An 18560-nucleotide genomic window follows, 5' to 3' on the forward strand; every position below is an offset into this window, starting at 1 on the left:
AAAATCATTTTCCGTGGTGTGGTGTGCATTTTCCAGACAGCAAGCTGGCCGAAACAATCAGCACTGCACCGATAACTTCCCGCAGTCCCATTTCCTCATCAGCCAATAAATACGAGGATACAGCAGCAAATACCAGCTCAGATAGAAACAGAGTAATAGCCTGGTTGGCGGGCAAATAAGTCAGTCCGTATTGCACGGCAAAACTAATAGCGCATAATACCAATCCAATCAGCCACAGCAGCCACCACGCATCCGGTGTGATGCTCTGCAATTGCGCTATGACCTTGCCTTGGTACAACAGCAACACGGAAGTGAACAGCATTGTGCCAAACCATATGCTGGCCACTTTGAAATTCACGCTCAGGTGCTGCATGCGACGCACCATTACATTCATCAAAGCAAAACTAATCCCCGCTGAGAGACCTATCCATTCCGCCCGGTTTTGCGGCAGCGGCAAACCATGCTGTATATCCCACAGCATAACGAACGCACCACCCAATGACAGCGCGATAATGGCGTAGCCGTAATAATTTAATTTTTCACTGAGCAGCCAGCGCGAAAAGAGCACCGTCCACAATGGCGCGAGATAGAACAGCAGCAGCACGCGCATTACTTCGCCATCCAACGTAGCCAGCACATAGCCTAAATTGGTCCAGCCCGCACTCGCCATCAACACAATACTCAGCCATCCGGCAACTCGTAACTCGCGCCATATCGGTCCCAAGAACAGCAGGCCTAATATCATTGCCATAGAATAGCTGAGTAGCGTAGACAATTCGCCGCCTACCCCCATGTTGTGTAGTGCACGATAGGGATACCACATCAGTCCCCACACCAGCGCACCACTTAACAGGCCTATCACCGACAAAATTTTTTGTTTTGATGCCACTCGCTACGCCTTTATAATTGTGTCTATTCAGCTTAAACAAAAAATTATGAATCCTGATCTTGATCGTCTACAGCCCTACCCGTTCCAGAAACTCGCCAATTTATTTAGCTCAGTTACACCCAACCCAGCCTGCCGGCCTATCAGCCTGCACATCGGGGAACCCAAACATGCCACTCCGCGATTCATTAGTGACGCATTAAGTGCCAATCTGGCGGGACTTTCGAATTATCCCACAACCGCAGGTAGTGCCGCGCTGCGTGGCAGCATTGCCAGCTGGCTTGCGCAACGTTACGATATCCCTGCGCTGGATGCAAAATCACAAGTCCTGCCGGTGAACGGCAGTCGTGAAGCGCTATTTGCTTTCGCCCAAGCAGTGATTGACCGTACGTGCGACAACCCCACCGTGATTTGTCCTAATCCGTTCTATCAGATATATGAAGGCGCAGCCCTGCTGGCTGGTGCCACGCCCTATTTCCTCAATACCCTGCCGGAAGATAACTACGCGTTGAATTTTGATCAATTGCCGCAGGATGTTTGGCAGCGCACGCAGCTGATTTATGTGTGCTCGCCTGGAAACCCGACCGGGCATGTAATTGAACTTGCAGAATGGAAGACACTATTCGATCTGGCCGACCGTTACGGCTTTATCATCGCTGCCGACGAATGCTATTCTGAAATCTATTTCGATACGCCGCCACTCGGTGCGCTACAAGCAGCGCAGCAACTGGGACGCAGCGATTACCGCAATCTGGTGTCTTTTTTCAGCCTGTCCAAGCGCTCAAACGTACCCGGCATGCGTTCCGGCTTTGTGGCGGGTGATGCAAAAGTGATAGAGAAGTTCACGCTGTATCGCACTTACCACGGCTGCGCCATGAACCCGGCAGTGCAAGCCGCCAGTGCCGTCGCCTGGCAGGATGAAGAACATGTCGCCGAAAACCGCCGCCTGTATGCGGAGAAATTCTCACAGGTTATCGGCATCCTGAAACCCGTGCTGCCGGTGGTGCTGCCGGATGCCAGTTTTTACCTGTGGTTGCGCGTGCCCATAGTTGACACCAGCTTCGCGCAATATCTGCATCGAGACTATAATGTCACAGTGCTGCCCGGCAGTTTTCTGGCGCGCGATGCACATGGCGTAAATCCAGGCGAAAATTTTATCCGCATCGCCTTGGTAGCAGAGCTGAGCGAAACTTTGGAAGCCGCGCATCGCATCGCCGAATTTACCCGCAAACTTAACTAGGAATATCATGGAACAACTGCAACAGATCATCGAACCCGCCTTTGAACGCCGTGCCGAGATTACACCACGCAACGTAGACGCAAAACTGAAAGATGCGGTGGACACCGTTATCGGGCACCTCGACCACGGCACTCTGCGAGTGGCGGAAAAAATAAATGGTCAGTGGGTAACCCATCAATGGCTGAAGAAAGCAGTGCTATTGTCTTTCCGTATGGAAGACAATGCTTTCATCAAGGGCGGCTTTACCAATTATTACGACAAGGTTCCGTCCAAGTTCGCCGATTACAACTCGCGCGACTTTCGAGAGGGCGGCTTCCGCGTAGTGCCGCCAGCTGCGGCGCGTAAGGGTTCATTCATAGCCAAGAACGTGGTCTTGATGCCCTCTTACGTCAACATTGGCGCTTATGTGGATGAAGGTACTATGGTGGATACTTGGGCGACGGTCGGTTCTTGCGCGCAGATTGGCAAGAACGTTCACTTGAGTGGCGGGGTTGGCATCGGCGGTGTGCTGGAACCGGTGCAGGCCAACCCGACCATTATCGAGGACAACTGCTTCATCGGTGCGCGCTCGGAAATTGTCGAAGGCGCGATTGTGGAAGAGGGCGCAGTGATTTCTATGGGTGTGTACATCGGGCAAAGCACCAAGATTTTCGATCGCGAAACTGGTGAAGTACATTATGGTCGCGTACCGGCAGGCTCGGTGGTAGTGTCCGGCAATTTGCCCTCCAAGGATGGCAGCTACAGCCTGTATTGTGCCGTGATCGTAAAAAAGGTGGATGCCAAAACCCGGGCAAAAGTCGGTATTAATGAGCTACTACGCGGAATTTAAAGCCAGATTTAACCCGGGGAAAAGATTATGATCATTACACCTTTTTTACAGTTGGCTGCCGACAAACAGGCTTCTGATCTTTTCTTCTCCGCGGGTGCACCAATCAACATCAAGATCAATGGCGTGGTTATGCCAGTGAACGCAGAAAAACTTGATAGCGAAACTATTGAGCGCATTGCCTATGAAATAATGACACCGGAGCAAATCGCGACCTTCGAGTCCAGCATGGAAATGAATTTTTCCTATCGTGTCTTGGATGCCGGAAATTATCGGGTCAATATTTTCCGCCAACGAGGCTGCATTTCTATTGTCATTCGCTACATACGGTTCAGCATTCTCAACGTCGAGGAACTGAATCTACCACCGGTATTGAATCAGCTCATTATGGAAAAGCGTGGCCTGGTATTGGTTGCTGGTGCAACTGGATCGGGAAAATCCACCACAATGGCAGCGATGATTGAGCATCGCAATAGCACTGCCTCCGGCCATATCCTGACTATTGAAGACCCCGTCGAATATCTGTTTAAATATAATAAATCCATTGTTAATCAGCGTGAGATCGGTACCGACACTCTTTCCTATGGCAATGCCCTGGAAAGCGCCATGCGCGAAGCACCTGATGTTCTAATGATTGGTGAAATCCGCGACCGTGAAACCTTCAAGCATGCGCTGGTCTTTGCCCAGAGCGGCCATTTGTGCCTGTCCACGCTGCACGCCAATAATAGCTACCATGCACTGAACCGCATCGTAAATCTCTTTCCACAAGATACTCGTCGGGCAGTACTCGCCGACATGGCAATGAGCTTGCGGGCAGTGATTTCTCAACGTTTGGTTCCAAACGTGCATGGCACGTTGGTTCCTGCTGTCGAAGTTTTACTTAACACAACACTTATCTCAGAGCTGATTAAAAATGATGAGATCGACAAAATTCGGGATGCTATCGATCAAAGTGTATCGCCCGGTTCACAGACCTTCGAACAGGCGTTGTACAAGCTATACAAAAATGGTGAGATCACCAAGGAAGATGCTTTGCGCAACGCCGACTCGGCCAGCAATTTATCATCCTTAATCTATTACTCATAGCACACCCCATCAGATTGCAGGCGACTTCGGCAATGTCATACTGATCGAAATAAAAAGATTTAAATATATTAATGGATTCAGCAAGATGAAATTGTATGGCATTGCAAATTGTAACACTGTCAAGAAAGCACGCACTTGGCTGGAGCAGCATTGTGCCGCGTATCAGTTTCACGATTTCAAAAAACAGGGTCTTGAACCGGAACTGGCGCAGTGCTGGCTGCAACAAATAGGCTGGGAAAGTCTAATCAACCGTAAGGGTCTGACTTGGCGCGGTTTGTCGGCAGAACAAAAACAAATTATTAAGGATAACACCAGCGCATTACCACTGCTGCTGGAAAAAACCAGCGTCATTAAACGCCCGCTATTGGAACAGGATGGCAAGCTGCTGCATATCGGCTTCGACGATGTCAGCTACGAAAAAATTTTCAACTTTAAGTCTTAATCTATATATGTCCACCACCCTGGAACTTGCCAAACAACTTATCGCCTGCCGTTCACTCACACCGTTGGATGAAGGCTGTCTGGCTCTCATCGGCGCGCGCCTCGAGCCACTTGGATTCAAGCTGGAAGCGTTACGCTACGACAATGTGGACAATCTGTGGGCGCGGCGCGGTAGCAACGGCCCCGTGGTATGTTTTGCCGGCCACACCGATGTCGTGCCGACCGGCCCATTGGACCAGTGGCACAGCAACCCATTCACTCCAACCATTCGCGATGGAATGTTATATGGGCGCGGAGCTGCTGACATGAAAGGTTCACTGGCTGCCTTCGTTACCTCCATCGAACAATTTGTGGCCGCGCACCCCGGTCATGCCGGTTCAATTGCTTTGTTGCTGACTTCTGATGAAGAAGGCATAGCCGTGAATGGTACCGTTCGCGTGGTAGAAATGCTGCAAATGCGCGGTGAAAAAATGGATTACTGTATCGTGGGCGAACCCACCTCATCTGCCAAAATCGGCGACACCATCAAAAATGGTCGACGTGGTTCGCTTTCAGGCAAACTTACCGTAAAAGGGGTGCAAGGCCACATCGCTTACCCGCACTTGGCCAAAAACCCTATCCATCTTGCCGCTCCGGCCATCGCCGATCTGGCCGCAATGGTTTGGGATAATGGAAACAATTACTTCCCGGCTACAACTTGGCAGATTTCCAACATACACAGCGGCACCGGGGCAACCAATGTTATTCCGGGCACAGTGGAAATCGAATTCAATTTTCGTTTTTCAACAGCAAGCACAGTGGACGAACTGAAAACCAAGACCCACGCCATTCTCGATCAGCACGGGCTGAATTATGAGTTGACCTGGTCACTGTCCGGCAAGCCCTACCTCACACCACGCGGCGACCTGGTAGATGCAGTGAGCGCTGCTATCAAGGAGGTAACTGGTATCGAAACCGAACTTTCCACCAGTGGCGGCACATCGGACGGACGCTTCATAGCCGATATCTGTCCGCAAGTGATTGAGTTCGGTCCGCTCAACGCAACGATACATAAACTCAATGAATGCGTATCCGTGACCGACTTGGATGTATTGTCCGAAATCTACTACCGCACACTGGTCAATCTGCTGGTTAATAAAATATGAGTGTGTTGCACCATTTCGATTGCACCAACGAACTTCACACCGTGCGTGACTGGCTGCGCTTTACGGTAAGTGCATTCAACGAAGCAAAGCTCAGTTTCGGACATGGCTCGGCCAGCGCATATGATGAAGCAGCCTATCTTATTCTGCACACCCTGCATCTGCCACTGGACACGTTGAATCCTTTTCTCGACGCGCGACTAATTGCTGAAGAAAAAAATGCATTGCTCGCATTGCTCAAGCAGCGCGTAGACAAACGAATTCCTGTCGCCTACCTGACGCATGAAGCTTGGTTAGGGGACTTCCGCTTCTATGTGGACGAGCGCGTCATCGTGCCACGCTCATTTATCGCTGAACTGATACGGGAGCAATTTGCGCCCTGGATAGCCGAGACAAAGATCGTGACTGGCGTGTTGGATTTATGCACTGGCAGCGGCTGCCTCGCCATTTTGGCTGCTCACGCATTCCCTGATGCCGTAGTGGATGCTGTCGATATTTCTCCAGCCGCATTGGAAGTTGCACAGCGCAATGTTGCTGACTATGGCTTGGAAGACAGAATCAATATAATAAAGTCAGATCTGTTTTCCAATCTGACGGGCAAACAATACGACGTCATCATCAGTAACCCGCCTTATGTGGATGCGCCATCCATGGCCGCGCTACCGCCAGAATATCGGCATGAGCCGCAACTCGCATTGGGCAGTGGCGCAGATGGGCTAAATGCCACACGCGAAATACTGGAACATGCGGCTGACCACCTCAATCCCAATGGATTGCTGGTGGTAGAGATCGGCCATAATCGTCCCGCACTCGAAGCCGCATACCCTAATCTGCCGTTCATCTGGCTGGAAGTATCAGCAGGTGACGAGTTTGTATTTATGCTGCGGCGTGAGGATTTAATTTGTAGCAACCTCAATTTGATCTGACACTGAACTTGCAGAAGCTGGCTAGCCAGGCATATGGCAAGACAGTTAGCGCGAGTGTAATCGGAAACCACGCCAGTGCTAAATTCATCGGGATGATGGCGATTGCGCTGGCGATGCTCGCCTCCGGTTCTATACTTCCCAATATTAAGGTACTTCCTGCGTATGCTGCACTTGAGGCTCCCACCCTACTGTCCATCATAAACTCGATCAAAGGCGCTCTGGAGTGCCTCGAAAATAATAATGTAGCGACTTTCAAGTCATCTGTTGGTGCATCTGAATACAACACAGTGCTTACTGTGTCTGAAAACGTAGTGCGAGAGTTGATTACCCGCGAAACCATCGCATTCGTGGGCGAACGCATTTTTAAAAGTCAAAAAACCAAACTATCTTGGCAGTTTCCAATGGGGGTTCAAATACGGCGACCACATGATTGAAGCAAAAGTCCTTCATGGCGAATAGCTCAACCGTTTCCAGAACAATCAAGAGCAGATATTTCCAGGAGACTCATTACGCGTCATTCTCCGCAATGAAGTTTCTACGATTACGACAACAAAATCGTCACACTGATTATGAAGTTGAGCTGGTCGTCGAGGTAATTCGGGGTCTGCGTTTGGTGCAGGACTCCATGTTGTGATTGCCTCCACTTTTAATTTTGGTCATTACCAGCCGTTCATCTACTTGATTCAATGCTTCTGTTGCCCGATCGCGGCAGGGTGGGTGCAAGAAGAAACTTCCCGAAAAAGAAATTCAGCAGGTAAAACCGCTGATGGATGCTGCGGTCTTGCCTATCAAAGAGGTGACCGAGAAATTCGGGGTGAGCGTCGTCATGCTCTATAGGATGAAGGAAGCTGTTTGAGACTAAGTGAAAGTGAAACTGAACCTTTCCACTGGAACTTCCATTTCTTTCAGCGGAAAGATAAACAAGATGTTGTTTGGTTGGTGGCGATTCTCGCCCTTTCGAATAGTCCAGCAAACCAAGTTTTCTAAGATCACCGAGCCCGTATAGAACAAAGACTTTGAATGGCCCGATAGCCCGCCTAATAACCTGGGGGATACCCAGTTAAACCGGCTGCGTGATCGCGTAAAAAGTCCGCATAAGAATACACGGGGCCTTGCAAATAATGGGGCGGCAAATCAAACAGAGCCCAGTAATAATCCTTCCGTCCCCGGCAAATCTGCGGCGGCAAACAATACGATAACCAGTTATGCCCAACCTCCTCCCGGTACACTCCACCAGTATCGCAAAAGAAAGGCACTAAACGGAATTCGCGTAAGGCAGTGAGAAGTTCGGGCGGAGCGCCTTGATCCTGCGCAATCTCAAGCTGCGAAATTAAACTAGCCTTAGTTTCTATCACCATCAGGGTACTTTTGCCTTGGATATCAAAAAAAAGTATGCCGGCCGGGTTTGGGAATAAATAATATTCTTCAAAGCTGTAGAAGCTACACAGTTGACTAACGAGTGCTCCCAAGGTGGGATCGGTTAGGAATGAGTAAGAATGGCGTGATAAAAGATCTTTTAATGTGCTTGTCTGGCTACGAAAAAACTCCTTTTGCAATTTGACTATCTCGGCCTCTAGATGATTAAGTGCATTGGGATCATTTTTTTTAATGAAGCGATCAATCAATTTGCGGTTAAATGCGTCAATGGCGATTTTTTCGTCGGCCTGTCCGGTTAGCAGGATTTTTTTGCAAGGCAAGTCCTGGACTGCCAGACAAAACTCCACACCATTCATCTGCGGCATAGCATAATCAATCACCAGCACAGCCGGCATATCAAAACGGTGCCGATTCATCACAATACGGTAAATTAGATCAAGATCAATTGAGGCACAACACCGCTCAAAGGATTCCGTCAATTTATCGTAGCCAACACGGATCGGCTCATTCTCATTTTTAATGGAATGCCAATGTGTATGATGTAGCCACTTAATGGCAGCATCAGTATCGTGAAAAGCCTTGCATGCCAATTGCGGGTTCAGTTGGAATGCAAGACTGGAAAGAAAGCTTCGACTATCGTCTATCAGTACAGTCAACGTTGGGTATTGATAAACAGATAATTGATTGTCCATTTTTGCAGCAATTGAAGGCGCAACGAATGCACACCCACCTCATTATGTAATTAGGCCGATAATTTAACAGAGAATGATGTTCACCGCATTCTGTTGTGCAATTGGCAGAAGTACGAGAGAAAAATGCACTTTGTTTTCGTTCTGCAATCTTTCTGGTATTGTAATCGCTTAACGCACGAGTCTAACAATCCTCGGACGGCATAAATGCCCGTACCGACTTTCCTGAACATTACCTTGCACACAAAATCACAAATTGACCCATTGGTTAGCTTCCGCAACTCGGAAGGCGAGGCGGTTCGGGGGACAATCATCAACCTCCAGAGAAAATCCCTCGTGATGGAGGTTTACAATCCATATTCCATCGTGCAGGTCAGCGAAGTCCTGGGCGGACTCACGGTGCGATTCAGCGCCAAGATTGCTTACCTCGGCAAAGCAGTTGTCATCAGCCTGGTCAACACCGGCCTCACCGCCATTGTTTCAGTGACGCTCATAGACGAATGGCGTGAATTGAACGATGTGGTGGTAGTCCCGGGGGCGGTCGCGGCAGAAGCGCAGGCATTCGTTCAGGACTGGACGAAGCGTTTCCAAATTCGGCGCGACTACCAGATTTTAGTGAATGAAATGCGCGCCTATCTGTCCGACGTTTCGCGCTGGGTTGAGCAAGTGGATCTCTCCGAATCTCTTCCCAAGGTGGATGGACGGCTACGGACGGATGTTTTTAATGAGCTTTTTGTTCCGATAATGCAGAAGATGGAATTTTATCTTGACGGGCTGAACAGCGAGGCATACCTGATCGATGATGAATTCGCGTCCGCACACCGCTCCTTTGCGCAAGCTGCTCTGCACCCTCTGTTGCTTCGGGCGCCCTTTGTGTTCCGCACCTATACAAAACCGTTGGGGTATGCGGGCGATTATCAGATGGTCAACCAGATGCTTGATGACCCGCGCCAAGGGCCGAGCACGTACTTTCAGATGGTGAACACCGCCTTTTTGCAAAATGCCCTTGCACTCGCCCACCGCAACCGTATCGATATACTGGTAGATTTCTTGAAACGCATGGCCGACGCGGCACAGCAGGCAGGAAAAACATTCCGTATCCTGAACGTCGGCTGTGGCCCCGCCATCGAGATACAACGTTTTTTGCAAAGTTATTCACACCCCGAATTTCTGTCTTTCGAGCTTGTTGATTTCAGCGAAGAAACACTGGCATGGACGCGTGAAAAACTTTCGTCCATCATCGAACAGATCGGGAAGCCTGTCGCCATCAATTACGTGCATGACTCTGTGCATAAACTGCTGAAACGCCGCAACGATCCTGCCTCGGACAGCGCACGAGAATTCGATGCAGTCTACTGTGCCGGTTTGTTCGATTATCTGTCCGATAAGGTTTGTTCCAGACTTACGGCTCACTTTGCTGCGCGTACTTGTCATGGAGGCACGCTTCTGGTCACAAATGTGCATTCGAGCAATCCAATGAAGTTTGTGATGGAGCATCTGCTGGAGTGGTATCTCATTTATCGAGACGAAGCAAATATGGATCCCCTTCTCCCTGTTCAATCGATTGCGCGGAAAATTTATGTTGATGCTACCGGAATGAATATTTTCGCGGAAGCGACTATTACCTGACCGATGAATCATTATTCATGAGCAAAGAACGCTACTCAGGATATGAGAATGAGATTCGGGAATCTCGTCTCGCATTTAGCCGAGCCTGTGCATATGCCGCCATCGTTCTAATTCTGCTTGGCGTCGGTTTGGATTACGCGCTTTATCCGCATATGCAGTATTTGTTTGGTGCCGTACGGGTGATTGTTTCACTACTAATCTACGGCATTATTCTTATCTTGCGAACAAAGTGGGGACAGGACAGGACTGAGGCGTTGGCATTCGTTTGGCTCCTGCTCCCCCAGATCATGATCACATGGATGATCGCCGTAACGGAAGGGGCGACATCCATGTACAGTATTGGACTATACCTCGCTATTTTTGCGTCCAGCATTGCACTGCCGTTCAATTTTTGGCATAACCTTGTTTTAAGCCTACTCACCTTCTTACTTTATGTTGCCGCATGTTCTTTTCATCCGGAAAGTTTTGTATTGCGAGGCGTTTTTGTTATCAATTCATTGTTCCTACTGTTTGTCATTGTTATTAGTGCTATCTGTACCTACTTCAACGAACGCACCCGCTTCATGTTATTTCGGCTCAAAACAGAGGTGGCTGAAAAAAATAATCAACTGGAAGAAACCAATACAAATCTCGCCCAAATCAAAGGCCAAATGCTGCAACAAGAAAAAATGGCAGCCATCGGCACACTCGCGGCAGGACTGCTACATGAAGTCAATAATCCCGTCAATTATTGCTTGATGGCTATGAACATCGCACTGGAAGATCCTGTTGCCAGAACCAGCGCATCACTCAATGAATGTCTGGTAGATGCCAAGGAAGGTATGCAGCGAGTTCAACATATCGTTTCAGACCTGAAGACTTTCGCCTATCGAACAAGCGAAACATCGGCTGACGGAACCGTTTTTCTTTTTGAGAAAGTTGTCGATTCCGCCATTCGTCTTGTCTGGCACGAAAGCAAAGGCGTCTCCATCACACGCGATATGCCTTCAGACACGCTGGTACGTGGGGACGAGGCGGCCATCATCGGCGTATTGATCAACTTGATCGGTAACGCAGCCTTGGCAATGCGCGCAGCAAATCGCACCGAGCCCGCCATACAACTGTCCGCAGTGTGGGAGGGCGACCGTCTCCGTGTCACGGTACGGGACAATGGTCCGGGAATCCCGCCTGAAAATCTCGCGCGGGTATTCGAGCCATTTTTTACCACCCGTGAGATCGGGCAAGGCCTCGGCTTGGGACTGAGCATAAGTTATAGCGTAATTAAACAGCATGGCGGCACATTGATCGCAGAGAGTGCTGTCGGCGAATGGACGAAAATGGTTTTTGATCTACCGCGAGCCGCATGATGAGTGTAGCGATGGACAATTTTGAGCATGCGGTCGCCACTATCTTGTATGTGGATGATGAAGAAATGGCGCGGAAGTACTTCGTCCGTTCTGTCGGCGCAGGGTTTGAAGTACTGACGGCATCGGATGCCGATACTGCGATTGAGATATTGCAGGACAAAAACAGGCAGATCGGCATAGTCGTCACAGATTACCGTATGCCAGGTCGAAATGGTGGAGACCTGCTGCGCCAAATAGAGCGCGAATTTCCATATGTTGTTCGTATTCTGGTGACGGCATATGCGGATCGGGAAGTACTTCTGGATACAGTGAATTCCAGTGAAGTTTTCCGGATTATTGAAAAGCCTTTGGATTTGGATGAGGTCAGGAACACCTTGCGTCTTGCAGGTGAACTGTCACGGGAACGCAGCGCAAGGCAGCAAAAGTTGATGGCAATTGATGAGACACTCGCCTTTCTTGCACACGAACTTAATACTCCGCTTGCCACGATCATCAATTTTGCCCGAGGCGTTCAGTGCCGAGTCGCCGATAGAAGTGCGTCGCCTCAACAACAAACCGAGATCGGAAAAGCCGCACTGGCAATGGATGACAATGCCCGATATTGTCTTTCACTGCTGTCTACCTTTGTCGAATCGGTTCAAGGAGCCGGTGCGTTATTTAATCAACATTCCGGCAGCACGGCACAGCAAATGATTTTATCTCTGCTAGATACTTATCCGCTGACTTCTGTTCAGCGAGCCTCCATTCATCTCGACATACAGGAAGATTTCCGGATTATAACGCTGCCAAATTGCATTGCGCTGGTGTTGTCTTCCATATTAAGTAACGCGTTACGCGCCCTACATGACCATCCTTCGCCGATGATTCGCTTCACCGTGCTCATAGAAGAACATCCGCAGATTCGCATTGCTGACAACGGCCCCGGCATACCGCCTGATATTCTGGAACGTCTGCTAGTTGATTCTGTCACTACCCATGCAAATTCCGGTGGAAAGGGGTGGGGCATGATCTTCTGCAAGCGCATCATGCAATCATTCAGTGGCAGTATCCTTATTCGCTCATCCCCTGACATACATACAGACGTCACACTGAATTTTCCCACTATTAATAATCAAGTTAAAAGGAGCGCTCAATGACCGAAGAAGATATCACTGCCCCGCTAATCTTGTTCGTTGACGACGAAGCAACTGCTGTCAAATATTTTCAGCGGGCGATTAACTCGTTGGCTCCCGTGGTTACTGCCGGCACTGTGGAAGAAGGCAAGCGGATGCTTGACAAACATGCGCTGACGCTGGCGGTGCTAGTGTCCGACCAGCGCATGCCGGGAGGGTACGGTAATGAGTTGCTGCAATACGCGCAGCTCAAGTATCCGCACATGACGCGGATTCTTACTACTGCATATTCCGAACTGGAGCATACCGTTGAGGCCGTCAATCAAGGGCAAATCCACCGCTACATCCAGAAGCCGTGGGAAATATCCGCCCTAAGGATGGAATTGAAGCAAGCACTGGAATTGGCAACCTTGCGTAAGGAGCATGCCCTGCTTCTGCGTGAGAAACTAACGGTGCGGCAAAATCAAACAGTATCGAACCGCATTGGTACGTTGTATATCATTTGCGCCAGCCTTACCGGACCGGAGCAGTTTTTGCCTGTGGAGAGCTATCTATCTGCCGCCGCAGCCGTCGGCGTTAACACCCCCGAACCTGACTGGCAGCTAATGGATTATTCGGACGTGGTCAGCGCGGAAGCTTATCGTAGCGGCCAGTTCGGGTATGCCGTATGCAACAGGCTTGCCGAAATCAAACAGCGCTATCAGGGCTGGCAAGGCAAGGATGGACTCAAGCTGCTGTCAGAAGTTCTGTCCAGCAAGGTTCAAGTTTCAGGCGATGAGACTATCGTGTTTCCCGATGCGCGAAATTTTGCGGAGTTTCTGGAAACCCCGTCCAATGCGCCAGTCTCGCCGCAACATGTATCCTGGCTGGCATTCCTCATCTGGCTGCACGGCTTGGGGTGGTCATTGCAACTGACGAAACAGGAAACTGGCATGCAGTGCCGTCTGAAAACATGCGCTGAGTCTGTTTCTATGGCACGCTTGGCTGCCTGGATCGACGAATTTTGCAATATGGAAGATAGTGTTAATTTCATGGATAATTGTGACTGAGGGTTACTAAAATTCAGCGCAAATCTGTAGCTGATTCGCTTTTTAAGGGAAAGGAAGATTTTGATGCCTATTCCGGTCAGTTTGTTCGGGTGATCTGTGATGGCTTTAAGCGGGTCTGCTAAGGTATGACGTGTGATCAAGACACCGTTGCCCATCCAATCACCTTGCGCGAGAATAAGTCCAGCACTATCGCCAAATAGAGCCAGTCTGAACCGGTGCGGATAGCAACAAAATATACATTCTCTCTATCACCGCGATCATTCGCCAAACTTGCGGATAAACCAAGTCTTCACCAACTGGGTCAAGATCATATAGCACAGCAACATGATCGCCAGCAGCAGCCAGTACAACGGTGGCAGCGCAACAAAGCCGAGCGTGTCAGCCAGTGGCGAAACTGTCAGTAAAGCACCCACTGCAACGATGATCAGCGACGTGGCAATCAGTTGCCAGCTGGCCCGGCTTTCGATGAACGGAATCCTGTTTGTACGAATAATGTGGATGATCAGCGTCTGGGTGAAGATCGATTCCACGAACCAACCGGTATGAAACAGTGCCGGGTTTTGCCAGCTGTTGAAAAGGTACAGCATGATGAAGAATGTCAGGTAGTCGAAAATCGAACTGATCGGGCCGAAAAACAGGATAAAACGCTCGATCTCACCTATCGCCCACTTGCGCGGCTTGGTCAGCCAGTCGGCATCAACCTCGTCGGTGGGAATCGTGGTCTGCGAGAAGTCGTACAGCAAGTTGTTGATCAACACCTGGATCGGCAACATCGGCAGAAAGGGCAAAAACACGCTGGCCCCGACCACACTTAACATGTTACCGAAGCTGGAACTGGCCGCCATCTTGATGTACTTGATGATATTACCGAACACCCGCCGCCCCTCCAGCACCCCCTGCTCCAGTATCAGCAAGTTGTTTTCCAGCAGAATGATGTCGGAGGACTCCTTGGCGATGTCGACCGCGCTATCCACTGAAATGCCTACGTCGGCAGCCTTGAGCGCCGGGGCGTCATTGATGCCATCACCCATGAAGCCGACTACGTGATCCTTGCTCTGCAACGCGCGGATGATGCGCTCCTTGTGCGCCGGAGCAAGCCTCGCAAACACGCTGCTTGCAGCTACGGCAACAGCAAGTTCATCATCGCTCATCGCCTCAATTTGAGAACCGAGCAACAAATTCTCGACCGGCATGCCCACTTCCTTGCAGATGTAGGAGGTGACAATTTCGTTATCACCGGTCAGGATTTTGACGTCCACATTCAGTCTGTGCAGCCGCTTCAAGGCCTCGGCAGCGGTGTCCTTGGGTGGATCGAGAAAGGCCAGAAAACCCAGCAGGATCAAGTCCGACTCATCCTTGACCGCGTACACCGGCTCATCCGACGCGCCCTGCATTTGCTTGTAAGCCAAGGCAATCACGCGGAAACCCTGGCCATTGAGCTCGTCCGCAAGCTGTCGGCGTCTGGTGTCATGCTCGGCCTGAACAGCAATCACCTCGCCATTCAGTTCCACCCTCGTGCACAGGCTCAGCACTTCTTCGACCGCGCCTTTACAGATGAGCGTGTTCAGTCCGCTTTCATCTTCCACCACTACCGACATTCGGCGCCGCACAAAGTCGAAAGGAATCTCATCTATCTTTCGGTACTTCTCCTGCACTTGCAGGTGTTGTTCCAGCTCCTCATGCTTGAGAATGGCCTCGTCCAGCAGGTTCTTCAAGCCGGTGTGATGAAAGCTGTTCAGGTAGCCAAAATGCAGCACCTTCTCGCTGTCTTCGCCGTTCACGTCCAAGTGCTTTTCCAGCACGATCTTGCCCTGGGTAATCGTGCCGGTCTTGTCGGTACACAGCACATCCATCGCACCGAAGTTCTGAATAGCATTCAGGCGCTTTACAATCACTTTTTTGCGCGCCATCGCCAATGCCCCCTTGGACAGGTTAACCGTGACTATCATCGGCAGCATTTCGGGTGTCAGCCCGACTGCCACGGCCATAGCAAACAGAAATGCTTCCGTCCAGTTGTGTTTGCTCAGCCCGTTGAGCAGAAACACGGTCGGCACCATCACGGCGATGAACAGGATCATCAGCCAGGTAAACTTGTTGATGCCCTTATCGAAACTGGTCAACTGACGCTGTCCGACTATACTGGCAGCAAGCGATCCCAAGTAAGTTTGCTTGCCGGTACAGATGACCACCGCCGTTGCGGCCCCGCTTTCCACGTTGGTGCCCAGAAAGCAGATATTCGCGAGTTCCAGCGGGTTGTGAACATCGGCAGGCGCAACGTCGGCCTTTTTTTCCACCGGCAGGGATTCGCCGGTAAGCGCCGCCTGATTGAGAAACAAGTCTTTAGCGGACAGCACCCTGACGTCGGCCGGCGTCATATCACCTGCTGCCAGCCGGATGATATCGCCGGGCACTAACATCTTGAGCGGGACTTCCTTTTCCTTGCCGTCTCGCACCAACGTAGCCGTGTTGCTGACCATCGCTTCAAGTTTCGCAGCCGCGTTATCAGCGCGCATCTCCTGCACGAAACGCAACACAGTGCCCAGAATTACCATAACGAAAATTACGACCGTCGCGCGCAAGTCGCCGGTCATAAAAGAAAGAACGCCCAGCGCTATGAGCAGCAGGACCAATGGATTCTTGACGTTGCTCAACAGGCGCATCAAGGCAGATAGCCGCTGCTCTCGGGCAATCACGTTCAGCCCATATTGCTTCAAGCGAGCACCGGCTTCAGCCTGCGTCAGGCCATCGAAGCGCGATGCAAGCTGCTGCAATGCTACAGCTGCATCGGCGTGCCCCATTTCCAGCAATTGACCGGAAATATGCGCATCCTTCTCGTTAGTGGGGTTGGCTGTGCTTGTATCAGCTGGCTGCGGAGATGATTTCATGGTTGTTCTTCAACCCGGACGAAACTGGTTTTGCGGACATGAATTAATAATTCGTGTGACGAATGCCCCGAATACCCAGGCCTTCCACGATCTGGACAAGACCTTCAGCTTGTACTGGCTCAAAGGCTCACTCCTAATTTTGGCCACTAATATAATGCTGGAACGCAGGTCTGCATGGCAATCCTGCGGGTGGTCAAGAGCGGCTCTTCGCCTGCTGCAATTTGGGGGCACTCGCACGATGGAAAAAGTTCTGAGAGTGGACGCTACCAGCATTGCGCTGGCATTAGCGTGCTCGCGGTTTGAAGCCACATCTGGTGCGTAGCTTAAAGATATCGCGCGGTCCCAGATTTTGTTCAGATAAGCGCTTTGGGGATTGGGAATACTACATTTTCGTTAATGCCATCCAATTCACGCACACTCTCTGCACCCAGCTCTTGTAACCGTGCAATTACGTCCTGCACCAGCACTTCCGGGGCGGAAGCGCCAGCCGAGATGCCGATATGAAATTTTCCGGACAGCCATTCCGCTTGCAATTCGCCGGCATTGTCGACTAGGTAGGATGGAACGTTCATGTTGTGTGCCACTTCGCGCAAGCGGTTGGAATTAGAACTGCTGGGCGAACCCACCACGATTACCACGTCGCATTGGCTAGCTAGATGTTTGACCGCATCCTGACGGTTCTGCGTTGCATAGCAAATGTCATTCTTACTGGGGCCGGTGATGCCCGGAAAACGTGTCTTGAGCACCGCGATAATGGCAGCAGTATCATCCATGGATAGAGTAGTCTGGGTGACAAAGGCGATATTATTTGGGTCTTTCACCTCCAAAAGCTGCGCGTCTGCTGGTGACTCCACCAGATACATGCTGCCGTCGCCCTGCCCCATCGTGCCTTCCACTTCTGGATGACCGGCATGCCCTATCATTATAATTTCCTTGCCCCGCTCGCGCAGGCGCGCAACTTCGCTATGCACTTTAGTTACCAGCGGGCAAGTTGCGTCGAATACCGTAAACCCGCGTGCCGCCGCTTCGCTTCGTACCGCTTGCGATACGCCATGTGCGCTGAAAATGAGGATACTGCCCGCTGGCACATCGGCTAAATCATCAATGAACACTGCGCCTTTTTTTCGCAAGTTAGCAACCACAAACTCGTTGTGTACCACTTCGTGGCGCACATAGATTGGGGCACCATGCAGGGTCAACGCACGCTCGACCATTTCGATGGCGCGATCAACGCCAGCACAGAAACCGCGGGGATTAGCGAGTAATAGTTCCATTCCATCTCTTCAATAAATAATGAATACCTCAAAAATTAGGACTTATTGCTTGCATATCAGAGGCATATACAGCGCTTTGAATATTTTCTGCGTTTTGCATTTGGAGAACTCTGAATTTTTAGAAGCACCGTAATTTGCTATTCTCGCGAAGGCAGAAAAACATCCTATGTTTTTTTTGTAAAACTTTCCCACAGCAACAAACCCGCGCCACAGGTAACTGCTGAATCGGCAATGTTAAATGCTGGAAAGTGATAAGTGTTCCAGTAAAAATCCAGGAAGTCCACCACATAGCCGTAAGCAGCACGGTCTATCAAATTACCCAGTGCACCACCTAGTATCAATGTCAGAGCAAAACAAAACAGCTTCTCATGCTTATGTTTGCGCAGTAGCCAAATTATCCACACCGAAGCAGTCGCGGCGATGGCGCTGAATAACCAACGTTGCCATCCACCAGCGTTGCTGAGGAAGTTGAACGCAGCACCAGTGTTATGCACGAGTACCAAGTTAAAAAAATCTGTCACCGCCACGCTCTCGCCATAAACAAAACTCTGGCTTATCCACAGCTTGGTGATCTGATCGAGGACGATTATTACCGTTGCCAAGATTAACCAGTATATCAACCCCACACCGCCCCCAACTGGCTTCGTCATTC

16 protein-coding genes are annotated in these 18560 nt (G+C 50.3%); 11 read left to right on the forward strand and 5 right to left on the reverse strand.

The features are described 5' to 3' along the window. Positions 1-4: 4 nt before the first annotated feature. The gene (locus tag MJ768_RS10335) at positions 5-889 is read right to left on the reverse strand and encodes a DMT family transporter (protein WP_239291504.1); all 885 of its coding nucleotides are present in this window, start codon (positions 887-889) and stop codon (positions 5-7) included. A gap of 46 nt (positions 890-935) precedes the next feature. Here MJ768_RS10335 and dapC point away from each other — a divergent pair, with 46 nt between their 5' ends. From dapC to MJ768_RS10370, 7 genes are all read left to right on the forward strand, one after another. Next, the gene (gene dapC / locus MJ768_RS10340) at positions 936-2126 is read left to right on the forward strand and encodes a succinyldiaminopimelate transaminase (RefSeq protein WP_239291506.1); all 1191 of its coding nucleotides are present in this window, start codon (positions 936-938) and stop codon (positions 2124-2126) included. Between the two features lie 7 nt (positions 2127-2133). Beyond that, positions 2134-2955 (forward strand): 2,3,4,5-tetrahydropyridine-2,6-dicarboxylate N-succinyltransferase, encoded by an 822-nt coding sequence (gene dapD / locus MJ768_RS10345; protein WP_239291508.1) that lies wholly within the window; start codon positions 2134-2136, stop codon positions 2953-2955. A 27-nt stretch (positions 2956-2982) separates the two neighbouring features. After that, the gene (locus MJ768_RS10350) at positions 2983-4038 is read left to right on the forward strand and encodes a PilT/PilU family type 4a pilus ATPase (RefSeq protein WP_239291510.1); all 1056 of its coding nucleotides are present in this window, start codon (positions 2983-2985) and stop codon (positions 4036-4038) included. An 85-nt stretch (positions 4039-4123) separates the two neighbouring features. Next, positions 4124-4480 carry an ArsC family reductase gene (locus tag MJ768_RS10355; protein ID WP_239291512.1) on the forward strand — a complete coding sequence of 119 codons (357 nt, stop codon included), beginning with the start codon at positions 4124-4126 and terminating at the stop codon, positions 4478-4480. Between the two features lie 7 nt (positions 4481-4487). Then, on the forward strand, positions 4488-5624 hold the full coding sequence (gene dapE / locus MJ768_RS10360; RefSeq protein WP_239291522.1) for a succinyl-diaminopimelate desuccinylase: 1137 nt from the start codon (positions 4488-4490) through the stop codon (positions 5622-5624). Further along, positions 5621-6547: a 50S ribosomal protein L3 N(5)-glutamine methyltransferase gene (gene prmB / locus MJ768_RS10365; protein ID WP_239291524.1), complete on the forward strand. Its 927-nt coding sequence runs from the start codon at positions 5621-5623 to the stop codon at positions 6545-6547. The genes dapE and prmB overlap by 4 nt, the downstream gene beginning before the upstream one ends. Before the next feature lie 8 nt (positions 6548-6555). Beyond that, entirely contained in the window at positions 6556-6981 is a 426-nt protein-coding gene (locus MJ768_RS10370; protein WP_239291526.1) for a hypothetical protein, read from the forward strand. Positions 6982-7584: 603 nt separating this feature from the next. On the opposite strand, the gene MJ768_RS10375 is transcribed toward MJ768_RS10370, so the two are convergent. Beyond that, the gene (locus MJ768_RS10375) at positions 7585-8616 is read right to left on the reverse strand and encodes a hypothetical protein (protein ID WP_239291528.1); all 1032 of its coding nucleotides are present in this window, start codon (positions 8614-8616) and stop codon (positions 7585-7587) included. A 204-nt stretch (positions 8617-8820) separates the two neighbouring features. On the opposite strand from MJ768_RS10375, the gene MJ768_RS10380 reads away from it, so the two are divergent. Genes MJ768_RS10380 through MJ768_RS10395 form a run of 4 tightly spaced genes read left to right on the forward strand, consistent with a single transcriptional unit; the run spans position 8821 to position 13749 of the window. Next, positions 8821-10242, forward strand: a complete 1422-nt coding sequence (locus tag MJ768_RS10380) for a class I SAM-dependent methyltransferase (protein WP_239291530.1) — start codon at positions 8821-8823, stop codon at positions 10240-10242. Positions 10243-10259: 17 nt separating this feature from the next. Then, on the forward strand, positions 10260-11588 hold the full coding sequence (locus MJ768_RS10385) for a sensor histidine kinase (protein WP_239291532.1): 1329 nt from the start codon (positions 10260-10262) through the stop codon (positions 11586-11588). Positions 11589-11599: 11 nt separating this feature from the next. After that, complete coding sequence (locus tag MJ768_RS10390; RefSeq protein ID WP_239291534.1) at positions 11600-12724, forward strand: hybrid sensor histidine kinase/response regulator; 1125 nt, start codon at positions 11600-11602, stop codon at positions 12722-12724. After that, the gene (locus tag MJ768_RS10395) at positions 12721-13749 is read left to right on the forward strand and encodes a response regulator (protein ID WP_239291536.1); all 1029 of its coding nucleotides are present in this window, start codon (positions 12721-12723) and stop codon (positions 13747-13749) included. Before MJ768_RS10390 ends, MJ768_RS10395 begins: the two co-directional genes overlap by 4 nt. Positions 13750-14006: 257 nt before the next feature. Here MJ768_RS10395 and mgtA read toward each other — a convergent pair whose 3' ends face one another. From mgtA to lspA, 3 genes are all read right to left on the reverse strand, one after another. Then, positions 14007-16634 carry a magnesium-translocating P-type ATPase gene (gene mgtA / locus MJ768_RS10400; RefSeq protein ID WP_239291538.1) on the reverse strand — a complete coding sequence of 876 codons (2628 nt, stop codon included), beginning with the start codon at positions 16632-16634 and terminating at the stop codon, positions 14007-14009. 353 nt (positions 16635-16987) lie between these two features. Then, a complete protein-coding gene (gene ispH, locus MJ768_RS10405) occupies positions 16988-17908 on the reverse strand; it encodes a 4-hydroxy-3-methylbut-2-enyl diphosphate reductase (protein WP_239291548.1) in 921 nt (306 codons plus the stop codon). Positions 17909-18072: 164 nt separating this feature from the next. Continuing rightward, positions 18073-18558, reverse strand: a complete 486-nt coding sequence (gene lspA / locus MJ768_RS10410) for a signal peptidase II (protein WP_239291557.1) — start codon at positions 18556-18558, stop codon at positions 18073-18075. Between the last annotated feature and the right edge of the window lie 2 nt (positions 18559-18560).

The sequence above is a fragment of the Candidatus Nitrotoga sp. 1052 genome (genome assembly GCF_927312905.1).
In the GTDB taxonomy this organism is placed as follows: Bacteria; Pseudomonadota; Gammaproteobacteria; order Burkholderiales; family Gallionellaceae; genus Nitrotoga.

Bases quoted from the DNA above. Each gene is read 5' to 3' on its own strand.
- dapC (WP_239291506.1), top strand. From the start codon at position 936: ATGAATCCTGATCTTGATCGTCTACAGCCCTACCCGTTCCAGAAACTC.
- dapD (WP_239291508.1), top strand. From the start codon at position 2,134: ATGGAACAACTGCAACAGATCATCGAACCCGCCTTTGAACGCCGTGCC.
- MJ768_RS10350 (WP_239291510.1), top strand. From the start codon at position 2,983: ATGATCATTACACCTTTTTTACAGTTGGCTGCCGACAAACAGGCTTCT.
- MJ768_RS10355 (WP_239291512.1), top strand. From the start codon at position 4,124: ATGAAATTGTATGGCATTGCAAATTGTAACACTGTCAAGAAAGCACGC.
- dapE (WP_239291522.1), top strand. From the start codon at position 4,488: ATGTCCACCACCCTGGAACTTGCCAAACAACTTATCGCCTGCCGTTCA.
- prmB (WP_239291524.1), top strand. From the start codon at position 5,621: ATGAGTGTGTTGCACCATTTCGATTGCACCAACGAACTTCACACCGTG.
- MJ768_RS10375 (WP_239291528.1), bottom strand. From the start codon at position 8,616: ATGGACAATCAATTATCTGTTTATCAATACCCAACGTTGACTGTACTG.
- MJ768_RS10380 (WP_239291530.1), top strand. From the start codon at position 8,821: ATGCCCGTACCGACTTTCCTGAACATTACCTTGCACACAAAATCACAA.
- MJ768_RS10385 (WP_239291532.1), top strand. From the start codon at position 10,260: ATGAGCAAAGAACGCTACTCAGGATATGAGAATGAGATTCGGGAATCT.
- MJ768_RS10390 (WP_239291534.1), top strand. From the start codon at position 11,600: ATGGACAATTTTGAGCATGCGGTCGCCACTATCTTGTATGTGGATGAT.
- MJ768_RS10395 (WP_239291536.1), top strand. From the start codon at position 12,721: ATGACCGAAGAAGATATCACTGCCCCGCTAATCTTGTTCGTTGACGAC.
- mgtA (WP_239291538.1), bottom strand. From the start codon at position 16,634: ATGAAATCATCTCCGCAGCCAGCTGATACAAGCACAGCCAACCCCACT.
- ispH (WP_239291548.1), bottom strand. From the start codon at position 17,908: ATGGAACTATTACTCGCTAATCCCCGCGGTTTCTGTGCTGGCGTTGAT.
- lspA (WP_239291557.1), bottom strand. From the start codon at position 18,558: ATGACGAAGCCAGTTGGGGGCGGTGTGGGGTTGATATACTGGTTAATC.